Consider the following 26285-nt stretch of genomic DNA (forward strand, 5'->3'; position numbering starts at 1 on the left):
CAAATAAGTTAATTTTGCGCCCTAATAACGAGAATTGGGGCCTTTGGTAGTGTTTCTATGGTGGTTTTTGTCCACGGTACTACTTTTGGTTCATATCCTTAAATATGAAATGATGAAACCTACTTTTTATTCGACCCTTTTGGGGTTGTTTTTCACTTCTATACTGTTCGCCCAAGAAATGGGTCCGGATTTAGTATTGACCCCGAGAGACAGCATCGTAAAAAGTGCCTGGGTATTCGGGATCGGTCTTAATGCAGTAGACGATTCCGGTGACGATTTTGATGAATTGTTGTCTTTTAACAATCAGTGGAATATCGTACCGTTCCCATCACGCTTAAACTTCGGACGTATTTTTGCTAACGGGTTTACTGTTGAGGCCATAGCAACTTATAACAAGTACAAGGAAGGGAAAGAAATCGATCAAGTTTTTTTGACAGAAGACATCAATTACTATGGACTCGATAGTAGGGTCACCTATTCTTTAAATAAACTATGGGGAGGCTCTAAATGGTTTGATCCTTATCTTGGAGGTGGAGTGGGATATACCGATGCGAATAATGTAGGTCGAGGAACCTGGAATGGTGTTTTCGGTTTTAGATTTTGGTTTTCTGACCGTTTTGGGGTTGATATAAACTCAATGGGAAAATGGGCGATGAACCGGGATAAGGCTACAAACCATCTTCAGCATGGGGTTAGTGGTTTGTACAGGTTCGGAATTAACAAAGGCCTAACTCGAAAAGGAGAGGAAAAATTGGCCATGATTCGTGAGTTTGAGGCCGAACAGAAAAGGGTAAACGATTCTATTGCCGCGGTAAAACAAGCTGAAGAAGAGGCGCGTTTGCTCGCAGAAGAATTGGCAAAAAAGGAAGCGGAAAGATTGGCAGCACAGGAAGCTGCTCGTAAAGAAGCCGAACGTAAAGCCGCTATTGAAAAGGAAATAAGGGATTACGGAAATATCTATTTTGCCTTTAATTCTTCTTATTTGAATAATGATTCAAAAGTAATTTTGGATAAGGTAGCTGGTTTCATGGAACGAAACCCTTCCGTAAAATTAAGGATAACATCACATACCGATGCGAGAGGTGCCGAGTCTTATAACCAATGGCTGTCTGATCGAAGGGTTACACGAACGGTTGATTATTTAATCGATAAAGGTGTTTCTGAAGGTAGATTGGAAAGTCAAGGTTTGGGAGAGTCCCATTTGGCGAATGAATGTGATGACCATACATCCTGCCCGGAAGAAAAACATAAGGAAAATCGAAGATCGGAGTTTTTGGTTATTGAGCTTTAATTCTGTGTTTTACCCATATAATTGTAGGTTGTTGCCGCAAAGTTGCGATAGGCTATAATAAAAAGGAATATTCTAAGTTTAAGACCATAAACGATTTATCGTTTATGGTTTTTTTGCTTATATCTTTGTGAACATGGTCGTATGATAGATAGCATTGTTCGGTTTTTTGCAAAAAATGCATGGTTGACTTTTTTAGGTTTACTTGGCTTGGCTATCTATGGTTTTTTAGCATCACCTTTTAATACCGCCCTAGATGTACCTGTTACCAAGGTTAAAATAGATGCGATTCCTAATTTAGGAGACAACCAACAAGTAGTTTATACAGAATGGAAAGGAAGGTCTCCCAAAGATATAGAAGATCAAATTACCTATCCGTTAAGCAGTGCTTTGTTGGGAATGGCTGGGGTTAAAACCATTCGAACAAGTTCGATGTACGGTTTTTCCAATATTTATGTCATTTTCGAGGATAATGTTGGCTTTTACGATTCCCGAGAACGTATTTTGGAAAAATTGAGTACGTTACCAAACGGTTATTTTCCTGAAAAAGTCACTCCCATACTGGGCCCAGATGCTACAGCCTTAGGCCAAATATTTTGGTATACGTTAGAAGGCCAGGGAGAAAATGGTAAACCCTCTCCCGGATGGAGTTTATCCGAATTACGAAGCCTTCAAGATTTTTATGTCCGCAATGCCTTGCAATCGGTTCCGGGGGTATCGGAAGTAGCTTCTGTTGGAGGGCATGTAAAAGAATACCTCATAGAAATTGACCCTCAAAAAATAAAACGATATAATATCGGCGTTGATATGATTGCTAATTCCTTGAGATCTGGTAATCAAGATATCGGTTCTAGCGTGTTGGAAGTTAACGCTATGGAGTATTTCGTTCGTGGTTTGGGTACTGTACAGCATGTGCAAGACATTAATGATATTGTTGTGACCTTGAAAAATGGCGTACCGATTCTAATTAAGGATATTGGTCAGGTAGTGTCTGCGCCAGCTGAACGTAGGGGTATTTTGGACAAGAATGGAGTCGAAGTCGTTGGTGGGGTGGTTACTTGCAGAGTAGACGCCAATCCCAAGGATGTAATCGATGGATTAAAAAAGAAATTATCTGAGATTAGCTTGGGCCTTCCGCAAAAGACCCTAGCCGATGGGAGTATTTCAAAAATTGAAATCGTTCCGTTTTATGACCGTTCCTTATTGATTAATGATACCATAAAAACGTTGAACAAGGCGTTGCTCTTGGAAACCCTAATCGCTGTTTTGATTATTATAGTGCTTTTGCGGGATTTTAAGTCCTCTCTCATGGTTTCTTCCATGATTCCGGTTTCTGTTTTCCTGGTATTCTTGGTAATGAAGTTCGCAAAAATAGAAGCAAACATAGTTGCTCTTGCAGGGATTGCCATTGCTATTGGCACCATTGTCGATATGGGTATTATTGTTTCTGAGAATATTTTTCGCTTGGGGAAATTGCACCCAAATTTAAGCCCGTTTCAATTGGTACTAAAAGCTACAAATGAGGTTTCTGGTGCTGTGGTTACGGCCGGGTTGACCACAACGGTTAGCTTTTTACCCATTTTTGGATTAACAGGGGCAGAGGGAAAGATGTTCGTGCCCTTGGCCTTTACCAAAACAACTATTATTATAGCCTCCATTGTGTTGAGCTTGTTTTTTATACCACCCATGACCATGCTGTTGCTACGATTAAAAGGGGGGCTGGCCCAAGTAAAAAATGTAGTGGATTGGATATACCTTTCAATTGGGATTGTAGCCGTATTATTTTCAAACAGTTTAGGTTATCTTTTGGTAGTTATCGGACTTTTAGGGATACTACGAAAAGCAGGTAGGTTAGCGGCAAGTAGAACCAAATGGATTAGGAGGGGAGTGGTTTTGATGTATGTGGTTATGCTACTTACCAAGTATTGGAACCCTTTAGGGGTTACCTATAGTTTTATGGGTAATCTGCTTTTTATCGTATTCTTAATATTTTTTGTGGTATTCCCGATACTACTTTTTTTAAAAAGCTACAAAAAGATTTTGGAATGGGTGCTTGACCACAGAAAAACGGTGGTTTCCGTATCCGTAGGTTTGATCTCGCTCGGAGTGCTTTGTATGAAGACCATGGGACAAGAATTCTTACCTAAATGGAATGAAGGGCAATTTCTTTTGATGCCCACCAGCCCGGTTCATATTGGTATTACTGAAAATATAGCCACTTTGAAGCAAATGGATATGGCGGTTATGTCCCTTCCAGAGATAGAATATGTGGTGGGTAAATCAGGTAGGGCAGAATCGGCGTTAGATCCAGCACCATTATCAATGTATGAAAATCTAATCTCATACAAGCCTGAGTATATTTTGGATTCGGTAGGTAATCCAATGAAGTTTAAGGTAGATGAGCAAGGTAATTTTGAAACTATACATGGTAATATGGTTATGGTGGCCAGCGGAATTGCCAAGGCCGAATTGGTGCCAGATCCCCATGGCGATTATTATCGTAATTGGCGTAAACATATACGAAATGAGCAAGACATATGGGATGAGATAGCTCGGGTAACGAAAATTCCTGGGGTTACCGGAGCTCCTAAATTGCAACCCATAGAAACTAGGCTGGTCATGCTGCAAACAGGATTACGATCTAATTTGGGGCTAAAAGTAAAGGGCCCTAATCTAGAAACGATAGAATCTTTTGCAAGGCAACTGGAAAGAGTAATTAAACAAGTAAAGGGGGTAAAATCTGAAACCGTATTTGCAGAAAGAACCCAAGCCAAACCGTATCTGATTTTTGATATAGATCGAAAAATGGCAGCCCAGTTTGGTGTATCGGTTCAGGAAATACAAAGTACCTTGACAACTTTGACCGGGGGTAAATTGGTTGGAGAAACCATAGAGGGAAGGGAACGGTATGGTATTCGTATAAAATTTCCAAGGGCCTATAGGGATATTCCTTTGGATTTGACCGCTGTTTACGTAAAGGGTAAAAATGGGGTAACGGTACCCCTGAACCATGTAGTACAGATGAAGGTTGAAAAAGGTCCCCAGTCGATAAAAGGAGAAGATGGTTTTTTGGTCACATACGTCATATTCGATAAGGAACCCGATCTTGCTGAAATGGAAGTGGTCGATCGAATTTCAAAGAAAATCGATGAGGAGGTTGAGAATGGGAGTATTTCCGTGTCTCAAGGTGTTTCTTATCAATTTGCCGGAAGTTTTGAGCAACACCTAAAGGCAGAAAAAACGTTATCTTTCCTTATCCCTTTAAGTTTGCTTACCATTTTTGGAATTTTGTTTTTTAGGTTCAGGTCGATTGCCATAACCCTAATGGTTTTCTCTGGAACCTTGGTGGCATTCGCGGGAGGGTTTATGCTGCTTTGGTTGTATGGACAGGGGTGGTACATGGATTTTGAGGTTGGAAGTCTACATATGCGTAGCCTTTTTAATGTGGATACGGTTCATTTGAGTGTTGCGGTATGGGTTGGCTTTATAGCCTTGTTCGGTATAGCTACGGATGACGGTGTGGTGATGGCAACTTATTTAACCGATCAATACAAAATTCAAAAGCCAAAACAAGTATCCGAATTAAGAAATGCGGTAATACAAGCGGGTTTAAAAAGAATTAGGCCGTGTTTAATGACAACGGCGACTACCCTTCTGGCTTTACTACCGATATTGACCTCTACCGGAAAAGGGTCAGGAATCTTGATCCCCATGGCTTTACCTGCTTTTGGCGGTATGCTTTTATCCCTGGTGTCTTTATTTATACTCCCATTACTGTTCTTTTGGTATAAGGAAATTGAACTTAAAAAAAATCAAAATCACATAAGTGATGTCAATGCGTAACTTGAAATATTTATTGTTATTGGGCCTTGGGCTTGCTATCGGATTCTTGATTGGTTCTCTAGGCAGTAAAACTTCTTCTTCCGATTTGGATAGTGCCGACATGCTTAATGTACCCCAAGTATGGACTTGTTCTATGCATCCTGATGTTAGACAGAACGAAATGGGTACTTGTCCTTTATGTGCCATGGATTTAGTTTTGGAGCACAATAAAAATGGGGGTGGCCATAACTTTCTGGAGCTGGAACCACATCATCCGTTGTTTACACAGATTGAGACCTCGTTGGTCTCAAACGATAGTCTTTTTAAGGCGAAGATCAATTTGACCGGAAGATTAACTACAAATCCTGAAACAGATGCTACACAGACTATTTTGTTCGACGGCCGATTGGATAAACTCCTAATGAATTCTATTGGTGATTTTGTAAAAAAAGGGGAAACGATTGGGGAAGTATATGCGCCCGAAATGTATTTGGCCCAAGATAAGTTACTGACGTCTGCCAGTTACCAAAATACCCATCCTAAACTATTTGCGGCAGCCAGAAACAGTTTGGGTTTATGGAGGTTAACCGATGAACAAATAGAAATGGTTTTGAAAAACAAGAAACCTATCATGGATTTTCCTCTTATTGCTGACGTTTCAGGAACCGTTACGGAGGTTTTGGCGAAAGAAGGCGAGTTTTATACACAGGGAGCTCCTCTGTATAAGGTTTCAGATTTATCCCTTTTGTGGGTTGAACTCGACGCTTTTGAAAATCAGTTAGGTCTTATTGAAAAGGGACGGATGTTGGAATTGGAATTTGCTGGAAACCCTAACTTGTCCCAAAAGATCAAGGTCGATTACGTAGAGCCAATCCTAGATTCCAATACTTGGACCACCAGGGTTAGGGGAGTTTTAGTAAATAAAAACCGAAGGTACCGCCCTGGAATGTTGGTACGGGCGAAAATTGCCGTTAACGATACCGACCCTTCGTTTTTGTCAATTCCCAAAAGCGCATTGTTGTGGACTGGTAATGAATCATACGTTTTTAAAAAGACCATAGGTTCCAAAGGAATGATATTTCAACCTGTAAAAGTTGGTTTGGGGCGTGCGTCAGAAGAAAGGGTAGAGGTTCTAAAGGGGTTGCAAGCTGGTGAAGAAATCGTAACTGAGGGGGTGTATCATGTAGATGCAACGGCACAATTGTATGCCAAGCGATCTTTTATGGACGTTTTACCAGAAGCGGGACTTTTAGAAAGAGTGCACGAAAATGGGGCTTCCCTTGAAAAGGAAACCTTAAAACCCTTATTGGATAATTATTTATTACTTAAAGACGCATTGGTAGCTTCAAATTTTGAATTGGCTGAGGGTATTTTAAAGGACATTTCGGAGTCTTTGAAAGAATTGGAAGACAATGCCCTGATTGTCGGGAATATCGTAAATGTAAAAACAGTCCTAATGACTATGAAAAGGCAAAACGATTTGGAAGGTTATAGGCTAGGGTTTAAGAAATTGTCTACGGAAATGGTCTCGTTATTAAAAAGACAAACCGAGTTTAACAGTACCTTGTACATACAATTCTGCCCGATGGCCGATGGAAATAAGGGCGGATTTTGGTTAAGCCGTGAAGAGCAGATTAAAAACCCGTATTTCGGGAATGAAATGTTGCATTGTGGATCAGTGGAAGAGGTCCTTAAATAATGCTAGTCGATTATAATACATTTAAATATTTCCGAGCTAACCGAATTTCCCTGTGCATCATTAGTTACAATGCGCCAATAGTAAGTACCTGGAGCCACATCTGAAATAAAGATGGAATTATCAATATGGTTTTCGGTATGTAAGATTGGATTTTCGTCATCTCCAAAATAAACGTGATAATCTACCAAATCGTTATCAAGGTCGGTAGATTCCCAAGATAAGGAAATGCCATTGTTGGTTAAATTCAGTTGTTCTTCATTTTTTGGACTTATGGCCTGGGCCGGAAAAGGGGCAAAAGATTCAATTCCAGGGCCAGCATTATAGAAAGAGGCCGTTTCGCTCTCGGAAACATTGGTGCCATTTTCCGCATAGGTCAAAACCTTCCAGCTATATGGAGTGCCACGATGCAGTGTTGAGGGCAGCTCGCTTTCCGTGGGTTCGAAATGCCTAACCTCGCCCGAGGTTAAATTGGTTAATACTAAGATATAGCCCTCAGCACCATCCACATCGCTCCAGTTAAAATCAATTTCACTTTCGGTATCCGAAACAATTTTTCCGGTGGTACATTCAGATTGATCCTCGGGAAAGATTAGCTCGGCTTTTTCCAGGGTAAAAGTTAGTTTGGCAATATCGACATCCCGTTCACAGGAAAAGAGAATAAATAGAAATCCTAAGAGGGTCATTTTTTTCATCGCTTCACAAGTTTAAGGATTTTATTACCGTCTTTAGACTCTAAGGTTATAAGGTATATACCCGATGGTAACTCATTTTTAGTTATCCTGAGTTTGTCTCCCAAAGCAGGTATATCCATACTTTCTAAAACTTTACCATCCATGGTCCTGAAATATAGGTTTCCTTGTCCGGTAAACGCTGTGTTTTCAATAAAAAAAGTTTCATTGAAAGGGTTTGGATATACTATTAAGCCTTCTGTAAGATAAAAAGTTTCTTCATGTACGCCCTGACATTCTTTTGAGGTTTTAACCATCAAGTTCACTTCTTTTCCATTAATGGGCAAGGAAACCTCCTTTTCCGTGGTTTGAAGCACAAACTCATCGTTGATACTTATAAGGTATTCGTCCGCACCCGATAGTTTTAGTGTAAGGGACTTTGTTTTGGTATCTATACTGCTATTTACCTGTAATGGTTCAGGGGCGGCCAGTGTTAAACTCCCACAGTATTCATATGCAGGGTATTGGTCTACGGTAATACAGAATTCGAAAGGACCTGAAACCAAATTGGTAATCGAATGTTCAGTAGAGAACTCACCTTGATAACTGAAGTTTTGAGCATTGACCGTTATATGATAGGACAACGCCTCTTTGGCCGTTACCGTTATGGATCCATCCATACTGTTTATACAGCTTTCTCCCTGTGATTTTAATTGAAAATTGTCAGTTGGAAGGAGGGCAATAGGGCACCCCTCTTCATCTACTATGGAATCGGGTTGGGTGTTGGGGCATTTATCTATGCTATCTATAATGCCGTCACCGTCGCTATCGTTAGTGATAGGGCATCCGTTTTGATCCACTTGGGTGTTCGGCGGGGTATTTGGGCATTGGTCATCGGCATCTATTACACCATCGTCGTCGGCATCGTTTTCAACCGGGCACCCATTTTGGTCTACTTGGGTATTGGGCGGGGTATTTGGGCATTGGTCATCGGCATCTATTACACCATCGCCGTCGGCATCGTTTTCAACCGGGCACCCATTTTGGTCTACTTGGGTATTGGGCGGGGTATTTGGGCATTGGTCGTTGGCATCTATTACACCATCGCCGTCGGCATCGTTTTCAATCGGACACCCATTTTGATCTACTTGGGTATTTGGTGGGGTGTTAGGACATTGGTCATTAGCGTCTATGACCCCGTCTCCATCGGAATCTTGGGATACATTATTAATCGTAAGGATCAAGGTGGCCTCACAACCTTGATCGCTCAATGTGAAGGTATAAGTGCCTTGATCTGACTGATCTACATTTCCAAGATTGTAATCGCCATTAACCGTGTTACCGTTTGGTAATGTTATGGTAAAATCGGTGTTGTTGGGTAAAATACTCAAGGTTACATCGTCTCCAGAATCAACTTCCAGTTCCGTTGCCCCTGAGGCCCAAGTGCCGTTGACCTGATATTCTGGGATGATGCTCGTACTTCCGCAAATTTCCCATATCGCAAGGTTGTTGGTATTCGTGTTTCCTGCCTTAGAGAAGTTGCCGCCTGTAAATAGTTTTTTTCCTGAAGAATCAAAACAAAGGCTGTTTACCGCATTCGTAACCCCAACATCTTTGTTAGGGCCCAAAGCTTGCCATCCCTCCGTATCGCTCCAACGTGCAATTTGATTCATGGTTTCATTTCTATCGGCTATGGTAGAAGCCGTATCAAAGGTGCCACCGACGTATAAATGATTTTCAGAGAAGGCAATACTGTTTACGTTTCCACTTAAACCATAATCAAGGGATTCCCAGTTGCTATTGCTTCGATTCCATCTCGCGATCCTATTCACGGTCTGGTCCCCGGCAATGGCAAAATTACCCCCGGCATACACATATTGGGCATCGATATGAATAGCTTGTACAAAACCACTCGTACCCAGACCTAGGGTGCTCCATATACTACCATCCCATACCGCGATTCGGGCTGCGGACTTATTACCAGCCGAATCGAAATTACCACCTACGTATAATTTATTGTCGGCATCAAAGGCTATGGCCCTAATTTCATTGTTGGTGCCAATTCCATTGGTTGCCCCGTCGGTTAAGGTGTGCCAACCATTGTTCTCCCAAAGGGCAATATTGTTTACCGTAATACCGCCTGCGGTTTCAAAAGCTCCACCTATATAGACCTTACCAGTTCCATCAATACCGATTTTAGCTACAGGCCCGTTGGTACCATTGTTAAGGGCAGCCCAGCTACTTCCGTTCCAAAAAGCGATATTATTCGCACTTACACCTCCAATTTGAGAGAATTCACCTCCCGCATAGATATGGCCATTTTGGTCTACGGCAACCGCATTGATTACCCCATTTGAACCACTTCCCAGATTTTGCCAACCATTTACGGCACTATAGCTAACAATATTGTTGGCATTCGTATTCCCGGCCTGACTAAAGGAGCCTCCTATTATAAAGTCATTATTGCTATTTCGGGCAATGGCATTTACAACGCCATCGGTGCCTCCGTTTTCCAAGTCTGACCAATCACCAACACCATCAACGGCCACGGTGACCGGCCCTGGAGTACTATCGGTAATTTTATAGAGCTTAACAGAACTACCATAATCAGAAAAATACAGTTCATTCGATTCGTCGAGCCCGAAACTCGAAATGTTCTGGCCAGAGGTCTTAAACAGGAAATCGGAAGTGGCAGAACCCGTGGAAGGATTATAATTGAGGGCCCAAACCCGTCCAGAGGCATAATCACCGTAAATGTACTTGTTCGAGATTTGTGAATTGTTTATACTTCCTTTATAGACATAACCTCCGGTAATCGAGACATCTCCATTGGCACGCCCGTAGGTAAATATGGGCTTAATATCTGGGGTAGTTATTAATGTGGTGGACGAATCTTCGATGTCTGGGCCTTCAAAACGATTCCATCCGTAATTTCCACCTTTCTGAATAATGTTGATTTCCTCTAGGTTGTTTTGCCCCACATCGGCCCCCCACAACGTATTTCCGTCAAAAGCGAATTTCCAGGTGTTCCTAATCCCCCAGGCGTATAATTCATCTAGTCCCGATAATCCTATTCGGGGGTTGTCAGAGGGTATTTCATAATTGCCCGTAGGGCTATCGGGATTTGTTTCTACAGGATTGCTACCATCTAAGTCTATATCTATCCGTAAGATACTACCGAAAGCATTGTTCAAATTCTGTCCATTACCTTTAGGATCACCGCCGCCGCCGCCATCGCCGATGGATATGTAGAGGTAACCATCGGGTCCGAACCCAATTTTACCACCGTTATGGTTTGAATTACCTTGGTTTTTTGTAAAGCTGAAAATTTTGGTTTCTGAATTAGGATCGGCCAAGTTGGTATCATTGGCGCTTACCTTAAACCGGGATAGGTTCATACGATAGTTTCCCGGTTTATCCGTATAGTAGACATAAAAATAGCCATTGGAATTAAAGTTGGGATGAAAAGCCAAACCTAACAGCCCAATTTCTTGCCCAGAGCTATAGGATACAATTGATCGGATATCCAAAAAAGTAGAAACTTCTGATTGGGAAACTCCACTGTTGTTGGGGAAAACCTTTATTACCCCCGGTTGTTCGACTACAAATAGACGATCGGAACCGTCGCCGGCATTTTGAATTTCTACCGGAAAATTGAAATTTAGGGCAGGAAAAGCAGATTCATACGAGATTTGGCAGAATGCCTGAAATGAGGCTAGCCATACAATACATACTAATAGGTAAACCGGTTTAGATTTGGGCAGTCGTAATAAAATCATCTTTAGTTATGGTTCTAAGACGACTAATATACGAGTATAACCCCTTTTCTAGATGTATAGGATGGTACTTTTTATACATGGTTTACAACCAAATAAAAAATACCATCCCATTAAGGTGATTAACGTTCCACGATTATGTTTTCCATAACCAGCACATCCATTTGGGTTCTCTCAAAACAGGCATAGGCTTCTGCTGGCGTATTCACTATGGGTTCGTTCTCGTTAAAGGAAGTGTTCAATAGTATCGGAATATTGGTTTTTTTCCGAAATGTGTCTATGAGTTTATAATACCTTGGGCATACATCCTTGTCAACACTTTGTAACCTTCCAGTACCATCGACATGGGTTACGGCAGGAATATCGGCATGTTTTTCCGGTTTAATAGGGAAAACCTTTTCCATAAAAGGCACATCTTCAGTATAATTGAAGAATTCGGGCACGTATTCTTTAAGTATCGATGGTGCAAAGGGTCTAAAACTTTCCCTACGTTTAATTTTTAAATTGAGCAGTTCTTTCGCTTTATCGTTTCTTGGATCGGCAATAATAGATCTATTGCCCAAGGCTCTTGGACCAAATTCGGCCCTACCTTGAAACCAGCCCACCACGGATGGTTCTATAAGTCGGTCCGTTATATAGTCGTATAAATCCTTGTCATCCAGTTTTTTATAAGGAACGTTTTTGCCTTTTAAGTAGGCCTCAATGGTCTCGTTGGTAAAACGTGAACCCGTACTGGCCGACCGTATACTTGTGGTACGGGCATTACCCAAATTATGGTGATAGTGATAAAGGGCAGAACCCATTGAAATTCCGGCATCATGGCCTGCCGATGGGATATATAGGTTGTCAAAATCGGTATTGGCGATTATTTTACCGTTTGCCACGGAATTTTGCGCAACCCCCCCCGCAATACAAAGGTTTTTAGACCCTGTTTTTTGTCTGAGGTGGTTCGCCATATGGAAAATTACTTCTTCCGTAACCGCCTGAACCGATTTAGCTAGGTCTTTATGGTATTGGGTTAGTTCTTCGCCTTTTTTCCTTGGGGTACCGAATAGTTTTTCGAATTTATCGGTAAAGAAAGAATCAACCACGGGCTGGTGGTCTTTGTAAACTACTTTTATTTCTCCAAAAAAAGCTTGGTCCCAAGACCAACGCCCGTTCGGTTCTAGTTTTATCAATTGGCGTACCTTATCTACTTGGGTGGGATTGCCATAGGGAGCAAGACCCATAACCTTGTATTCATCCCCATAATGCGGAAAGCCTAGAAAATGGGTGAAGGCGGTATATACGAATCCTAAAGAAACTGGGTAATCGATGCTGTCCAAAACCTCGATTTTGTTTCCTTTTCCATAAGCGTACATACAAGTGGTAAAATCTCCAGAACCATCAATAGAGAGAATGGCCGCATCTTCATAGGGGCTGGCAAAGAAAGCAGAGGCCAAATGGGCCCTATGGTGTTCTATATGCACCAGTTTTTTATCAATCAGCTCTTGCGAGCAGCCAAAAGCGTTCGCGAACTGTTCGGACATAGAGGATATGTCTTTACGGTTTTTCAATCTGTTTTTAAGCAGGGAGCTACCCATTTTTAGGTTTTTCAGGGCGAACAAAACCTTTTTACCCATTTTGGCCTTGGCATCACGGCCAATGGTAATATGATGTACTTCTTCTAGGGTTACCCCGGCTTCGTCCAAACAAAACTGAATCGCTTGTTTGGGAAACCCGGCCCAATGTTTTACACGCGTAAACCGCTCTTCTTCAGTTGCTGCAATTAGTTCACCATTAACAAATATGGCAGCCGAAGAATCGGCATGGTGGGTGTTAAGACCTAGTATGATCATGTTGTTTAGGGTTATTATTCAAGATAAAAGTAGTGGCTTATGTTTTTCTTCCTTTTTTTTTCCGTTCTGTTACCTGAGATAAGGGTTAAAAAGTATTTTTTGGAATACAAGAATCATTTGTTTTATCCTAGAAGATATGCTTTTATCTTTTCCATAATGTTTGGACTATGCTCATAGGAGAATTTTCGAGCGAAGAAAACATTACTATTAGTTAATTCGTCGAAATCGTGTTCTTGCCAGATATAGGGGTTTCCTCGCTTCCAATCTACATATCTTAAGTTCATCATAGGTGAGACTTGGTCCTTAAAGGAGGAATTCATGAGTAGAGTGGGTAAGAAAATTTCGTCGCTTGCAAACGAATTTTTGAAAACTTTAGAAATTAGTTTTTCTTGAGAAACAATATATTTTGAAAAGTCATGGGTTATGCTAAACCAATTGCCACCCATATAAAATTCTAAATTTAATTTTTTTGTCCTGTCAATTAAAAGTAGCCTTTGTATAAAGTCCATTCCGTATCGAAGCAAACGGTATAATTTTCGATTCATTACCGCAGACAGCTTCTCAAAATGATAGTATTTATATCGACTGGCAATTTTCCATGTATTGACCATACCACAGGAAACAAATTGCTGACCTTTATTTAAATTAAAGAAATGATGTAATTCATCTTGCGTCTTTAATGGTAAATCGACCCCAGAAATCAAATGGTAGTAGTCATGCGAGCCATTTATAGCTTTTTTCAATAACTCTAAGGTTACTTTTATTTGGCTGTAACCAGCCCAGTAAACCTTTTGCCGTCCTATAAAAGTAATCTTGCTTTTTTTACAAGTTTCTTTTAGGTTCTCTTCATTTAGTATATTACTACTTAAGTCAATGTGTAAATAAATGTGATTTCTTTCGTCATCTATAAGGTTTAATAGTAACCGTAAGGCTTGTGGTTCGCTATGTGCCATTATTAAATAGGCATGGGAAGAGCTCATGAAAAATACTGTTTAAGTTTAGGAACAAGGCGAACTATTGGATATGCCATAGGTGGGCGAACTCCATTTTTACGGAAAGCTTCAATACATTCTTTGTTTCCATTAATTATGTTAGTAAGGTTTTTACTTGTAGCGCCACCCAAACGCATTCGAACCATAGGGAAAGGAATATATGCGGGTTTTAATTGGTGGATTTCCAGAAAACGGAGCATAAGTTCAAAATCGGCAGCCAACCGCAACTCAGTATCAAAGTATCCGTATTTTTCATAAACTTCCCGTTTCACAAAAAAGCTCGGATGTGCCGGATGCCAGCCTTTTCGAAATGCATTCGGATAGTAGTTACCCGTAACCCATTTTCGTACGATTTTATCGGTATTCTCTGCGGTGACATAATAAAGATCTCCAAAAACACAGTCGGCCCCGGTTTCTTCAAAAGTCTTGGCAACCATACTCAGTACCTTGGAGTCGTTGTAAAAATCGTCTGAATTTAATATGCCGATGATGTTACCTTTAGCGAGTTTAAGGCCTTTGTTCATGGCATCGTAAATACCATCATCGGGCTCGGAAATAATTTTTGTTACACGATTTGGCGTATTCTTTATTATTTGTATGGTATTGTCTTTAGACAAACCATCGATTATGATGTGTTCGATTTTAGGGTAGTCCTGGGTATTTATGGAGGATACACAATCGGCTATAAAGGAAGCGCTATTGTATGTTCCAGTGACAATACTGACAAGCGGATTGCTATTTTGGTTTTCTTTCATTTTGGTCAGTACTTAATAAGTTTAGATATAGTGAATAATAATCCATGAACCGTTGCTCCTTATCAAATTTTTCGATTACATGTTGTCTGCATTGCGTTGAATACTGATCTTTTGGTTGGCCCATAACTTGGTCAATCGCTTCTTTTAAAGCTTCTACACTTAGATTTTTGGCCACCCTACCTACTTGTTCTACCACTAATTCAGGGTTGGCCGTAGATGGATAAACCACTACCGGGGTACCACATGCCATGGCCTCGACCGTGGTCATCCCAAAAGATTCCTCAATAGATGCGTTAACGTATACATCGGCCATGGAATACCACTTTACCAATTCGTTAATACTGCTGGTTCGGGCTAAGCCGTAAATTGATGCTGGTAGGTTTTTTAACTGTTTGGGGCTTAATCCTATTAATACAACCTGGTAATCCTGGGGAATTATCTGGCTAAGTTTTACAAAATCTGAAAGTCCTTTGTTCCCTTCCCATACACTGGCTACCCCTAAAATTATTTTTTTTCCCGCAAGGCCATGGCCCTGAATCCATTTAGGGTCTGTGTTTGGTTCAAACTGATTAGTATCCAGTCCATTATGAATAGTAGATACGGGCTTTTGGGCCAGGTAGGATTTTGAAAAAACATGGGTAAGCCATTTGGAAACGGTAACAAAATGGATGTTTTTTGGTTTTGTATAACTCTTTTTCTTATCCTGGTGGTTTTTTTGGCTGCGGTCTTTTAACAAGGATGTTGGATAAACGGATTTTTGAGGACAATTATGGCATTCTTTTTGCCATTTACGACAGTCAATGGCTTCAAAATGGGTGCAATGACCTGTTAGTATCCAACAATCATGAAGTGTATATACGATTGGTATATCTTTATGCTCAAGATACTCGAATAATATTTTATAATTCAAATAATAACCGTGCAGATTATGAATGTGGATGAGGTCGGGTTTATGGGTTTCAATCCAGTTTATTAGATTTTTGGTACCTCTTTTCGAACCTAAACCATGTCTGTCCAATAATCGGGTCTGTAACAGGTGCATGCCCTGTTCCCATATGTTTCCAATCGGTATAAGTTGGGAACTGCAATCATGGTGTTTTCTGCCAAAAGCGATATAGCTCTCCCAGCCTTTATCAATTACCAGGTCCCCTATTCCTGAGGCAATCCTGCCCGTTGAACCAAAGTTAGCCTCTACATTTATCTGTAATAACTTGGTCATTATACCAAGGGTTTTTTACCGCACACCAAATTCTCCAAAACCTTTACTTGATAGTCCGGATTATAATAGCGATCGATTATTTGGTAACAATGTTCCCGTGTTACATTTCTATCTTTAGGGGCCATGTTAAGCCAATGTTTTATTTTTAAGGCCATATCATGTGAATTGTTCTCCTCGAAAAAGAGCCCGGTTTTGTTTTCGGTAATGGCTTCTACCTCGGGCATTTGGTTTTCGAAATTTCCATGGGTAATAACAGGGGTTCCGTAACTTAAGCTATGTATGGCGGTAAGGCCAACATTACCTGGAGAAACACAGGCATCGGCACAGGCTAACAAGGCACTGTTGGTCTCGTCATCATAACATGCTCCATAAAAATGAAAACTTCCTGGTTTCAAATTTTCCCTTGCATAGCTTTCAAGTTCCAATTTCATAGGTCCATCACCAACTATTAGTAGATTGCATGCCCATTTTTCACTATCCAACGCTGATTTGGCTTCAAGTAAGAGGTGTAGTTTTTTTACAGGGGTTAATCTTCCTATAAAAATCAAAGTAGGTAGGCCGGGGTTATCGAAAAAAGGATAAGTGTCCATTTTGTTCAAATGTTGAAGACGTGGACGATCTTTTTTATGAACCTCGTAATCCAACGAATTAAAGATGATATGAATATCGTCCTTGTTGAACCCTTCCGAAACCAGAATCGACTTCCCCCTACGTTCGTAAACTAAATGGGCACTGGCCATTTTATAATTAATCTTACGTAACCAGTATTTAAGCCCTTTTTCATTCCCATACATGCCATGGCCTCTATAAACGACTCGTATACCTCTAAAACGGCATATTACCGTTGCAATCCAATTTGATAGAACGTTGAATTCGCCTAGTAAAATAACTAGGGAGGCGTTAGTGGTCAAGCATTTTTTGATAACTCCAGATTGCCATATCAAATACTTCTGTTTAACCCAAAAATTCGTTACCGAATGAATTTTGGAACTATGGTCGGAAAATGGAGGGGCTTCTACATTTATAACCTTAATTCCTGAAAACGGATTCTCCCCAAAAACGAAATGATAGTCCATGGTAGGGTGTGCCACTAATTTTGCCCATTGACTTTTCCTATATAATGAGGCGATATTGGTAATATGAAGTACCTTGTTTTCCTTCATTTTAAGATTTTAAAGCCTTTTTTAAGGTAGCTCGGGTATAGCGAATAAGATCGATTGGATGGTTTTTGGCCTTCAAGAAAGTATCTTCCAAAAATGCGTTATATTCTTTATCTGAGAAAGAAGTGAACCGTTTACATGAGGCGATTAACTTAAATGAATTGGCAAATCCAACGGGCTTTTCATTGGGTAAATGCCAAACAGTTAGGTTAGCATCTGACTTGGTGATATTTCTGTAGTGGTTTCTGTTGGTCCACATTCTTTTTATCTCATTGTTCAAAACACCTATTTTGGCCCCTTCGCGATGGTAAAAAAAGCTGAGTACATGGGCTTCTTCATTGAATTTAGAGAGGCCTTTTGAGTTGCGATCCATTAAGAACTCGAATAGTTCGGGAAAATCCTTGGCCACGGTCTTTAGGAAACTTCCTTTAGCCAATAACACCTCACCGCCACTATATACTGGTGTTTCTTCGATTGGGAAGCCTACTTCATGGAATAATTCTTTCATTTGCAAACGGGAAATACCATGTATCTGGTAGTTTTCTGCATAATCCATGGCCATGGTATGGGCACAATCTTGTTTTACGGCCTCGAACAATGGTTGGAACGATCGGGCAAAAACACAATCGGAATCCAATAATAAAAAGAGATCGTGGTCCTGCATTTCAGCGGCTACATGATCTATGATACTGAATTCAAAGAATTGGTTTCTAAAGCTTTTAAAGTAATTTTGGGGCAAAGGGTATTTATTTTTAAGTACTACTACCCGTATATGATTATCTTTAAAGAATTGGTTCAGGTCCAACCCGTCTATTGTCGGAATCTGGCTGGTATTGGTATAAAGTATATGTTCAATTTCGGGATCATTGGCATGAAATCGTAGGGACGATTCAAAAAACACTACGATACATCTCCAATACACGGCTTGAAATGCCAATGAAGAGGAGTTTCCTTTGTTATTTGGAAAATTCGAGCGTTCTTCTGGGCTATCCAGGTACACCCAGGTAGCTATATGCTTCTTTTGTTTTTCGGAAGTTGTTACATTATCGTGCATTGGAAAGGGAAATATATAATTTTGGGAATATCAGTTTTAAGCCTGCGGAAAACAGGACCATGGGTACCCTTAAGGGAAAATGGGCCATATTAAAGTTGAGGTTCGATTTAAAATCAAGACCAATGGGGCTTTTTAATAGCTTCCATCGTTGCGCAATTGACTTATCTGCAAAGCTGGCGTAAATATCTCTATGGTCATTTATGCAGTTACCAAGATATCCGGGCATCAATAAAACAGGCAGCTTGTTTTTGTATGCCCTCAATGTATAATCATAATCTGCAACACCATGTATATATTGTTCGGAAAGGATGCCTATTTTGTCAACAACATTGTTGGATACGAACATAATATTGGCATTGCCCAGATGACAACTTTGATACGAATCGTTGGGAATTAAGTGGGTATATTTAAAAAGAAAACGGTTTGTAATCGTAGCGCCCCCATAGGTCATTTTTTTTGTTTGTGGATTTTGGGTGGCCCCAATATAAATCCCACCTTGGCCAAATTTGGTTTTGGAATATTGGTGCGTCTGTAAAAAAGAATCGAATAGGGTTCCAAAAATATCGGTATCGTCGTTTAATAACAGATAAGCATCAAAGGGTTCGTTGGCCGCATATTTCCATGCCATACGCATTCCCCCGGCCCAAAACAAATCGCCATCTCCTTGTAAGATAGTCACGTACGGGAACTCCTTTTTTACCGCCTCCGATGTGCCATCGGACGAGCCATCGTCGGTTAGAAAGATTTTTAGGGCAATCTTTTCCTTAGTATTTTTTTGGGCCTCCTTTACCTTTGCAAGGGCCTTTAATGTCTTTGTCTTGCGGTTAAAGCAAGTTAATAATATGGCAAGTCTTACCATTTTTTAACGTTGAGTAGATAGATTTATTCTAGTAACGAAAGCGATTGGATATAAGTATGGGGAAAGAATATAAATTCAGAAAAAAAATCAGTAACCAATTAAGAATTTGGAGTACTTGCCTCCGATTTTTTTAGTTAGTAGTATAACCACGAGGCAAATTAGTAATACGAAAAGGCAATATAGAATTGAGGTTGGAATCCAAAGAAATTCAGGGATTTTATGGGTTAGAATCCAGAAAAAAGGTATTTGTAACGCCCTTGCCAAGGGATAATGTAAAAAATAAATGGCAAAACTAGTGTTGGCCAAAAGATTCATGAATGGCCTTTTAGTGTATTGTTTTTTCTCAAGAATTGGTAAGATTATACCAATTACACTGATCTTTTGTATATAAAAAAGTCCTTCAATGATATTTGAATTAGAAATTGGAATTATCCTCAATCCAATAAGTAGTAGTGTAATAGTGCTAAAGCCAAGGGAGATGTAAAATAAAGCCGATTTTTTTACCAGTAATCTTAGGGTTTTTTCCTTATTCATCGAAACATACATACCTAAAAGGTAAGCTGGTAAAAAATAGAGATATTGTCCTATTGAAATATCGGTTCCTGTTCTCGTACCAAATAAGGGTAATAGTATAATTATTGGGAGCAGTTTTTTAAAGAATTCGTTGGGGATTTTTAGTAATATGGGTGTTATTAGGAATATTAAGCATACAAAAGGTATATACCAAAAATGTACAAATAGGTTTCCATTTATTAAATAGTTTAGTAGTACGCTCAAACCTGAATTTGGGAAGTAACTGTATGGATTCGGAAATAATTTAAATATTAAAAAAAAGATACAAGTTAAAATAACGTAGGGAAATAATACTTTTTTAAACTTGGTAATAAAGTAAGGCCTAATCTTGAAAGTTTGTGATAAATGCTTGGTCAGAAAGCCTGAAATAAAAATAAAATAAATTGTACTTCCGTGAAAAATCGTTTCCACAATCGATGGAAACCAATTCGAAACTTCTATCGAAGCATAGGGAAGTCGCCACACATGTACTAGAAAAATGTTGAGTATGGCAAAAGCCCTAAAATAATGAAAGGACCAAAGGAATTTTTTAGGCTTCAAATTACGGATTGATTAGGTGTAATTTTTCTTGAATTGGATTTACCAATATGACTATGGGAGAATCCAACAATAAAGCAAAACAAAGAAAATAGGATAAAATATCCTTCAAGAATGGGTTCTACAAAAAAAGAAAGAAAAAAACAGGATAAGTATAATAATAGTTGACCATCTAAAAGGGAGATTCTTTTGTTTAAACTAAAAAGGCGCATCATAACTTTTGAGCTACGTAAAGTAAATGCCAGTAATAATATTAAAGATATTACACCTCCAACCCTTGTAGCGTCAAACCAAAGATTATGGGCAAACCCAAATTCCTTTAATTCCCAGCCTAAGGGTTCTTTGAACATATAGATAATGGATTTTTCCCATTTGTTCGTTCGCCCTCCGGCCGTTGCTACACCGTGGGTTTTACTGTCCATACGGTCTGCGTAAGCAGATAGAAGGTCGGTTTCGGTATCAAAACTGAAATAGCTTAAAAGCCCATTCAAAGCAATAAAAATTATAACGAAAGTTACAAAATTCTGTCTCAGATTTTGTTTGCTTACCTTGAATATTAATGCAATAACAACAGAGAAAATAGAAAGTGCTAATTGTGTTCTACTTCCAAGTCTGAATACGCAAATTATGGAAACAAGATAAACGCCTGTTAATACTATATAAGTAAGCTTATATTTAATTATTTTATTGCCAATTATAAAAATTCCGGGTATGCACATGTTCAAGGCAAAGGCAGAAGCCATATTTGTAGCACTTAATAATTCACCGGTCCAAATATTGGGAACATCTCTTTTTACCGAAACAAATCCATTTTCATTAATAAACTTTAAAATTGAAATAATCGCAGGTACCGAATAAACAAAACCTAAAAGAATAAGTATCCAAAAGCTTCCGATATTGTCTGTTCTTATTCGAAGCCACTTACCACTGAGATACAGGGCTCCAGGCACGATACTATAAATTAGAATAAATTGTGCGCCTAACCCTGGGTTAAATGAGTAGAACAATGCATAAACTATTGAGAAAAGAAACAATATCAATAGTGTAGTGTCGAATAATTTAATAGCCTTACTGAAATAAAGCAATAGAAAAGCTAATACAGCATAGCCAAAAAGGAAGCCATACGTAAATGGATCAAGAACGTAGAAAGCCACTAAGAATAATAATAAGTAATCTTCTTTTTGCATATTTTAAATGAGCATTCAACGGTTTTTTACTCGTGAGGCAATTAGTTTTAGAACGACTTTTAGACTACTTCTTAGAGAGATTAGTTTTATAGAATATATGATCCTTCTAAATTCTAAATGCCTTAAGTTGGTTATTCCTTTTTTAGGTAAGGCTTTTAACTGGGTGTCATATAAAAACAGTTCTTCCCCATCTATTTCTTCAATTATATTTGCTTCAATAGGTTTGAGGCATCTCCCATAACTGTTAATGATTCGATAGGGTAAGATTTTTGAGCTTAAAATAAAATCTTTGTTTGTATTGGTTTTATAGCCGTAAAGGTCAATTACAGGGTCAATATCTAGGGTAAAGTGTAGTCGACGGCTTTCAAAAAAAGCGTCATAAACGGCTTTTGATTCTTCTAAGGTTGAAAAGAAATAATCTGTCTTTTTTGAAAATAACAATTCAGTTTGGTAAGCCGTACTGTCTGAGCCAACATGGGTCCCTGGGTCATTGAAATTTGTCGATAAAGAGTGCTTAGGATAAAGAAAATATTTGTCGGTTTCAATCATATAGGCAATAAAGAACTTTAACCATGATCTATTCGACCAGTTTGTCACATTTTCCGGAATTAAATGGTCTTTTTCTAGTATTTCTTTGTCATGATACCACGATATGAAGCTTTTCCATTGGTTATGGGTCCATGCCTGCCCCCAAGAAGAAGCAAATTGAAAATACCAGTTGTCAAACCCATCTTCAAGTGCCGAGAAATATTCACCTACATGTACATTGATTTTATGATTATAAAGTGAGACACCACTTATATTACTTTGGTTATTGGTGAATTCCAGCGCTTTTGTACTGTAGAAATAAAAATTAGGGGAGACATACAAATCATCTTCTAAAACTATGATACTTCCATATTTTTCCGACAAATTACCGCATTTAATTATATGCTTCCGTAAACCAAGGTTTTTAGAATGAGTAATAACTTCTTTTTCTCCATAGGCCCACTTGTATTGATTGGCAAAGTCAATAACAATTTGATTGGTATCTGAGTAGTCAATGCTAATAATCAAACTAATAGACTCACTGGGATAATGACCTCGATCTAATGATTTTAACAGCCGTTTCAATGAATTCGGTCTATTATAGGCTACGACTATTATTGCTGGGTGGTTAACTGCCATGATCTATATAGTTGGAAAGTTCTTCAATGTCGTGGAATAAATGCGATTTTGATTTTATCCATTCATAATCTTTTTCCCACCAGGCCAAAGCTTTTAAAAATTCAATATGTTCTTGTTTAAATCTTTTTTTGATTTCCTTGGCAGGAATACCTCCAACAATAGTATAAGGTTCTATATCTCTATTAACCAATGATCCCGACGCAATAATGGCCCCATCACCGATTTTAACACCATCTAAAATAGTTACTCTTGCACCAATCCAGACGTCATTACCGATTTCTATAGTATAAGGTTTGCCTTTTTCCAAGGGGATTGCGAATTCGTCAAACAGTTGTTCTTCAACAAAAGTAAAACCGCTTTGTTGGCGTGTAGAGAAAAATGCTGGATGCGTACTTACAAATGTGTGGGTAGGGTGGTTACCAAAAACGCATTTTACATCTGGTCCTATGGATGTATATTTGCCTATTTTACATTTTTTTAAATTACTGGATTCACCAATATAAGAGGCAAATCCCAATTCTGAGCTCATTAAACACGAGTTAGTCGATAGATAATTATGCCCCTCTAAAATGGTGTCTTTTGAAAAATAACTATTAGGCCCAAACCGTATGTTTTTCTTACTCGAAAGCCTCGATTTTATAAGAAACAACACAAATTTGGAAGCGATATTTTTTAAGTGATCAATCAATTTTCTTTATTAATTTAGCTGGATTCCCTGCCCAAATTTCATTTTCATTTACGTTTTTGGTTACAACCGAGCCCGCACCAATAATTGAATTGTTACCAATGGAAACTCCCTTTAGAATTATAGAATGAGCGCCAATAAAGACATGATTGCCAATTTTTACCGGTTTTTGTTTAGGTTGATCAGTTTCAGGATTAGCTCTATCTGTAGCGTTCAAATGATGGAAATCGGTATCATAAATTTTGACACTACCCCCAATTTTCACATATTCTCCTATATTAACGCTAGAATGACATACAATGGTACAATTAGATAATCCAGAGTTTGAACCAATGTTAAGTTTACCATTAGTGCCAAGGTCAATAATTAGCTTGTTGTCACCTCCAATAGGATTAGATCTTCTAGAAGAATTTAATTTTACAGAATGGCCAAATCTTATGGAGCCTCTTCCAGTAATTAATACAACACCCTGAATTTGCGGGAAATTTGAATATGTTATACTCTTTCTATAGAAAGTGATACGATTTATGATTAACTCATAAAGTTCTTTAGGTAAAAATAAGATTTTAAAAAGCCTTTTCATAAAAAAATGGGTTACCAATAACAGGCGTCTTCAACTACACTTTTGTTCTTCGGGGATTCGTTTTTTGATGGTCTTACCCAGAAATTATTATATAACTTGGAAATAAAGGGATGTGAATCCCATCTACTTCCTTTGATTCCGAACAATATTTGAGTTGCACCTCCCAAATGGACGGCTTGTTTACCACTTCTCTTCGCGTGTGCACCTAAAGATAAACCATATGCTCCACAACCGATTATCGCAATATCATAATCTATATGATCCATCTGGCATTTCATGTGTTCCAGGGCATCAAACCAATTGTTGAACTCTACTTTTTCACCAGCAATAGATTGGACTGATTTTATAATGGAAAGTTCAAAATTAGGAAGAACGTCTTTTTCCGGGAATAATTTTTCGTGCCGTTTGTATTGCTCTTTTATAGTCTCTGCAAAAGGATGTATTACAAGAACTTTTTTATTTTCAAGGCTTTTAGACCAAGGGATTTGGTGATAGTATGGTTCTAAGTCAGCTAATGGGACTCTTACTTTATCATGTATTTCATGTGAAAGTAAATGCTCTTCCTTGAGCCATACGCCAAGAACATCTACCTCTTTAATGTCGCGAAGGGTAAGTTCTGAAAACCTATCTATTATAGTTCTTTCTGCGGGAAATATACCTGACCATTGATTGGCTTGGTATATAACGCTGGAATCGATTTTTAGAGTATCGGTTTTTCCAAGGAGATATGCGGCGTACTTATTAAATCCCTTGGATTCATTTAAATAACCCGATAAACATTTAAATTCAGTTGCACCTATCCTTGCGACTAAAAATGGTTCCTTTTTCTCAATTAATGAACTGATGTGGTTTGAAACACATTGACCACTATGAGTAAGTTTTGTGTCAGGCTGAACCGACATCCCAATGAACTCAATGGCTTTTCTGGTAAATTTCAAGAGTTGATTCAAAACCTATGATTGTTTTCGATTAATGATTTTCTTTAGTTTGAATATTTCTTCCTTCTTGTAAAGGTACATTAGAAGAACATGTATTGCTATGCCAATAATTGGAACGATTAACAAATTAATTAGGTCACTTGTAATCAGTTTGATTGTAAAATATAGCATTAAAAACTCTATTGCACCCATAAGGATATAGGGTAGCATTATTTTAAGATGCCTAATAAAACCCAAATTCAAAAGTTTATTTGGGTAATATGTACCTATTGCGAAATTAATTATAACCGAAATCGTTTCGGCTATAGCTAAATAAACAATTCCATGTTTTAATGCAACCAATATAAATATAACGCGAACAATCATTTTTATGTATTGTTGCTTTAAAACTAGGTTTGCTTTTCCCATAGCATATAAAGAGTTAATACCTACGGCGGAAAAATTGGTGAAAAACCTAGATATGCAGAAAATTTGTAAAATTGGGATAGCTTTACTCCATTTTTCGGTTAATAGGAAATGAATTATGGGTTCAGCTAAGGCGATAAGTACAACGGTTATAGGTACAGTTATAATGCTTAAGTACTTTAAGACCAGTTCTATTTCATTTTTAAGAGCTTGAGGTTCTTTTACCCTGGCAAGGTTAGGGAGCAAAACAGAATCTAAGACCGTACCTAAAGTTCCAATGGCCGTGTCAGGGAATTGAATCCCTCTATTATAGTATCCAAGTTCACTCGCACTAAAACTCTTAGCAATAAATAACCAAGAAAACTTACTTATAATTTGGTTTAATAAAGAAGAAAGGGTGATTGAGTACCCAAAACTAAATAATCTTTTAAAAGAATCCTTGTCAAAAATTAATTGGGGCTTCCATGTATTTGCAAGCGCAAACAAAACAAGGCATATAAAGGATTTAGAAATATACTGGATCACCAATGACCAAACACCATAACCATTTAAGGCGGCAACGATTGCAATCATACCGCTAATAACAATTGAAACAAAATTGATAATGGCAATTTTTTTAAAGTTCAGTTCAATTGACAAGATGGTATTCGGAATAGTAAACAAGGCATTGAGTACCAGAGTTAAGGCTAAAACCCTAAGAAGTGATGTCAATATATGTTGCTCGTAATAATTGGCAATTAGTGGAGCAGATACAAATAAAAGAGCATAAAAACCAATGGCAACGATTAGGTTGAAACTGAAGGCAGTTCCAATTTCCTTTGGGTTCTTATCATTTCGCTGAATTAAGGCCTTGCTAAATCCACTGTCTATGAAAATTTGAGCAACTGAGGTAAAAACAACTAGTAGGCCAATTAGACCATAATCATTTGGATCTAATATCCTTGCAAGTAAAATGCCTAGAATAAACCTAACGATTTGACTTCCAAATTTCTCAATTGAGTTCCAAACATAGCTTAATAGTTTTATAGACATCGGAAGAAATAATCTGTAGATAAAATACTATTTGATTTTTATATTTGG

The 26285-nt window shown here is 38.6% G+C and carries 18 protein-coding genes and 1 pseudogene; 3 read left to right on the forward strand and 16 right to left on the reverse strand.

Annotation, left to right across the window (positions count from 1 at the left end):
- Positions 1 to 112 precede the first annotated feature (112 nt).
- From B7P33_RS18275 to B7P33_RS18285, 3 genes are all read left to right on the forward strand, one after another.
- Positions 113 to 1291 carry an OmpA family protein gene (locus B7P33_RS18275; protein ID WP_245871840.1) on the forward strand — a complete coding sequence of 393 codons (1179 nt, stop codon included), beginning with the start codon at positions 113 to 115 and terminating at the stop codon, positions 1289 to 1291.
- Positions 1292 to 1432: 141 nt separating this feature from the next.
- Entirely contained in the window at positions 1433 to 5131 is a 3699-nt protein-coding gene (locus B7P33_RS18280) for an efflux RND transporter permease subunit (RefSeq protein ID WP_097443680.1), read from the forward strand.
- Entirely contained in the window at positions 5124 to 6809 is a 1686-nt protein-coding gene (locus B7P33_RS18285; protein ID WP_172435999.1) for an efflux RND transporter periplasmic adaptor subunit, read from the forward strand. The genes B7P33_RS18280 and B7P33_RS18285 overlap by 8 nt, the downstream gene beginning before the upstream one ends.
- A gap of 2 nt (positions 6810 to 6811) precedes the next feature.
- On the opposite strand, the gene B7P33_RS18290 is transcribed toward B7P33_RS18285, so the two are convergent.
- The 16 genes and pseudogenes from B7P33_RS18290 to B7P33_RS18365 all read right to left on the reverse strand — a co-directional run bounded on the left by B7P33_RS18290 (position 6812) and on the right by B7P33_RS18365 (position 26237).
- Complete coding sequence (locus B7P33_RS18290) at positions 6812 to 7501, reverse strand: fibronectin type III domain-containing protein (RefSeq protein WP_097443682.1); 690 nt, start codon at positions 7499 to 7501, stop codon at positions 6812 to 6814.
- On the reverse strand, positions 7498 to 11256 hold the full coding sequence (locus tag B7P33_RS18295) for a PQQ-dependent sugar dehydrogenase (protein WP_097443683.1): 3759 nt from the start codon (positions 11254 to 11256) through the stop codon (positions 7498 to 7500). The genes B7P33_RS18290 and B7P33_RS18295 overlap by 4 nt, the downstream gene beginning before the upstream one ends.
- Before the next feature lie 119 nt (positions 11257 to 11375).
- Positions 11376 to 13091, reverse strand: coding sequence for a carbamoyltransferase family protein (locus tag B7P33_RS18300; RefSeq protein WP_097443684.1), 1716 nt, complete (start codon positions 13089 to 13091; stop codon positions 11376 to 11378).
- Between the two features lie 122 nt (positions 13092 to 13213).
- Entirely contained in the window at positions 13214 to 14071 is an 858-nt protein-coding gene (locus B7P33_RS18305) for a beta-1,6-N-acetylglucosaminyltransferase (protein WP_097443685.1), read from the reverse strand.
- Positions 14068 to 14838, reverse strand: coding sequence for a glycosyltransferase family 2 protein (locus tag B7P33_RS18310; RefSeq protein ID WP_097443686.1), 771 nt, complete (start codon positions 14836 to 14838; stop codon positions 14068 to 14070). Before B7P33_RS18310 ends, B7P33_RS18305 begins: the two co-directional genes overlap by 4 nt.
- Positions 14819 to 16057, reverse strand: a complete 1239-nt coding sequence (locus B7P33_RS18315; protein ID WP_097443687.1) for a glycosyltransferase — start codon at positions 16055 to 16057, stop codon at positions 14819 to 14821. The genes B7P33_RS18310 and B7P33_RS18315 overlap by 20 nt, the downstream gene beginning before the upstream one ends.
- The gene (locus tag B7P33_RS18320) at positions 16057 to 17220 is read right to left on the reverse strand and encodes a glycosyltransferase family 4 protein (RefSeq protein WP_097443688.1); all 1164 of its coding nucleotides are present in this window, start codon (positions 17218 to 17220) and stop codon (positions 16057 to 16059) included. The genes B7P33_RS18315 and B7P33_RS18320 overlap by 1 nt, the downstream gene beginning before the upstream one ends.
- Position 17221: 1 nt before the next feature.
- On the reverse strand, positions 17222 to 18271 hold the full coding sequence (locus B7P33_RS18325) for a hypothetical protein (protein WP_097443689.1): 1050 nt from the start codon (positions 18269 to 18271) through the stop codon (positions 17222 to 17224).
- Positions 18261 to 19130, reverse strand: a complete 870-nt coding sequence (locus B7P33_RS18330; protein WP_097443690.1) for a glycosyltransferase family 2 protein — start codon at positions 19128 to 19130, stop codon at positions 18261 to 18263. Before B7P33_RS18330 ends, B7P33_RS18325 begins: the two co-directional genes overlap by 11 nt.
- Before the next feature lie 87 nt (positions 19131 to 19217).
- Positions 19218 to 20243, reverse strand: a complete 1026-nt coding sequence (locus tag B7P33_RS19840) for an acyltransferase family protein (RefSeq protein WP_172436000.1) — start codon at positions 20241 to 20243, stop codon at positions 19218 to 19220.
- Complete coding sequence (locus B7P33_RS18340; RefSeq protein WP_097443692.1) at positions 20240 to 21427, reverse strand: hypothetical protein; 1188 nt, start codon at positions 21425 to 21427, stop codon at positions 20240 to 20242. The genes B7P33_RS19840 and B7P33_RS18340 overlap by 4 nt, the downstream gene beginning before the upstream one ends.
- Before the next feature lie 15 nt (positions 21428 to 21442).
- The gene (locus B7P33_RS18345; RefSeq protein ID WP_097443693.1) at positions 21443 to 22594 is read right to left on the reverse strand and encodes a glycosyltransferase; all 1152 of its coding nucleotides are present in this window, start codon (positions 22592 to 22594) and stop codon (positions 21443 to 21445) included.
- A gap of 103 nt (positions 22595 to 22697) precedes the next feature.
- A pseudogene (locus B7P33_RS19850) lies at positions 22698 to 22889 on the reverse strand (DapH/DapD/GlmU-related protein); the annotation flags it as partial.
- Between the two features lie 385 nt (positions 22890 to 23274).
- Positions 23275 to 23862, reverse strand: coding sequence for an acyltransferase (locus B7P33_RS19780; protein WP_097443694.1), 588 nt, complete (start codon positions 23860 to 23862; stop codon positions 23275 to 23277).
- Positions 23863 to 23873: 11 nt separating this feature from the next.
- Entirely contained in the window at positions 23874 to 24812 is a 939-nt protein-coding gene (locus B7P33_RS18360; protein WP_141402512.1) for a GT-D fold domain-containing protein, read from the reverse strand.
- Positions 24813 to 24815: 3 nt separating this feature from the next.
- Positions 24816 to 26237, reverse strand: coding sequence for a lipopolysaccharide biosynthesis protein (locus B7P33_RS18365; RefSeq protein ID WP_097443696.1), 1422 nt, complete (start codon positions 26235 to 26237; stop codon positions 24816 to 24818).
- Between the last annotated feature and the right edge of the window lie 48 nt (positions 26238 to 26285).

The organism is Sediminicola luteus, from assembly GCF_002514735.1.
Classification (GTDB): Bacteria; Bacteroidota; Bacteroidia; order Flavobacteriales; family Flavobacteriaceae; genus HQA918.

Coding starts and splice junctions, on each gene's coding strand:
- B7P33_RS18295 (WP_097443683.1), bottom strand. CDS start 11,256: ATGATTTTATTACGACTGCCCAAATCTAAACCGGTTTACCTATTAGTA.
- B7P33_RS18310 (WP_097443686.1), bottom strand. CDS start 14,838: ATGAAAGAAAACCAAAATAGCAATCCGCTTGTCAGTATTGTCACTGGA.
- B7P33_RS18280 (WP_097443680.1), top strand. CDS start 1,433: ATGATAGATAGCATTGTTCGGTTTTTTGCAAAAAATGCATGGTTGACT.
- B7P33_RS18345 (WP_097443693.1), bottom strand. CDS start 22,594: ATGGCAGTTAACCACCCAGCAATAATAGTCGTAGCCTATAATAGACCG.
- B7P33_RS18300 (WP_097443684.1), bottom strand. CDS start 13,091: ATGATCATACTAGGTCTTAACACCCACCATGCCGATTCTTCGGCTGCC.
- B7P33_RS18365 (WP_097443696.1), bottom strand. CDS start 26,237: ATGTCTATAAAACTATTAAGCTATGTTTGGAACTCAATTGAGAAATTT.
- B7P33_RS18330 (WP_097443690.1), bottom strand. CDS start 19,130: ATGGTAAGACTTGCCATATTATTAACTTGCTTTAACCGCAAGACAAAG.
- B7P33_RS18315 (WP_097443687.1), bottom strand. CDS start 16,057: ATGACCAAGTTATTACAGATAAATGTAGAGGCTAACTTTGGTTCAACG.
- B7P33_RS18285 (WP_172435999.1), top strand. CDS start 5,124: ATGCGTAACTTGAAATATTTATTGTTATTGGGCCTTGGGCTTGCTATC.
- B7P33_RS18275 (WP_245871840.1), top strand. CDS start 113: ATGAAACCTACTTTTTATTCGACCCTTTTGGGGTTGTTTTTCACTTCT.
- B7P33_RS18305 (WP_097443685.1), bottom strand. CDS start 14,071: ATGAGCTCTTCCCATGCCTATTTAATAATGGCACATAGCGAACCACAA.
- B7P33_RS18340 (WP_097443692.1), bottom strand. CDS start 21,427: ATGCAAAAAGAAGATTACTTATTATTATTCTTAGTGGCTTTCTACGTT.
- B7P33_RS19780 (WP_097443694.1), bottom strand. CDS start 23,862: ATGAAAAGGCTTTTTAAAATCTTATTTTTACCTAAAGAACTTTATGAG.
- B7P33_RS18325 (WP_097443689.1), bottom strand. CDS start 18,271: ATGCACGATAATGTAACAACTTCCGAAAAACAAAAGAAGCATATAGCT.
- B7P33_RS18290 (WP_097443682.1), bottom strand. CDS start 7,501: ATGAAAAAAATGACCCTCTTAGGATTTCTATTTATTCTCTTTTCCTGT.
- B7P33_RS18320 (WP_097443688.1), bottom strand. CDS start 17,220: ATGAAGGAAAACAAGGTACTTCATATTACCAATATCGCCTCATTATAT.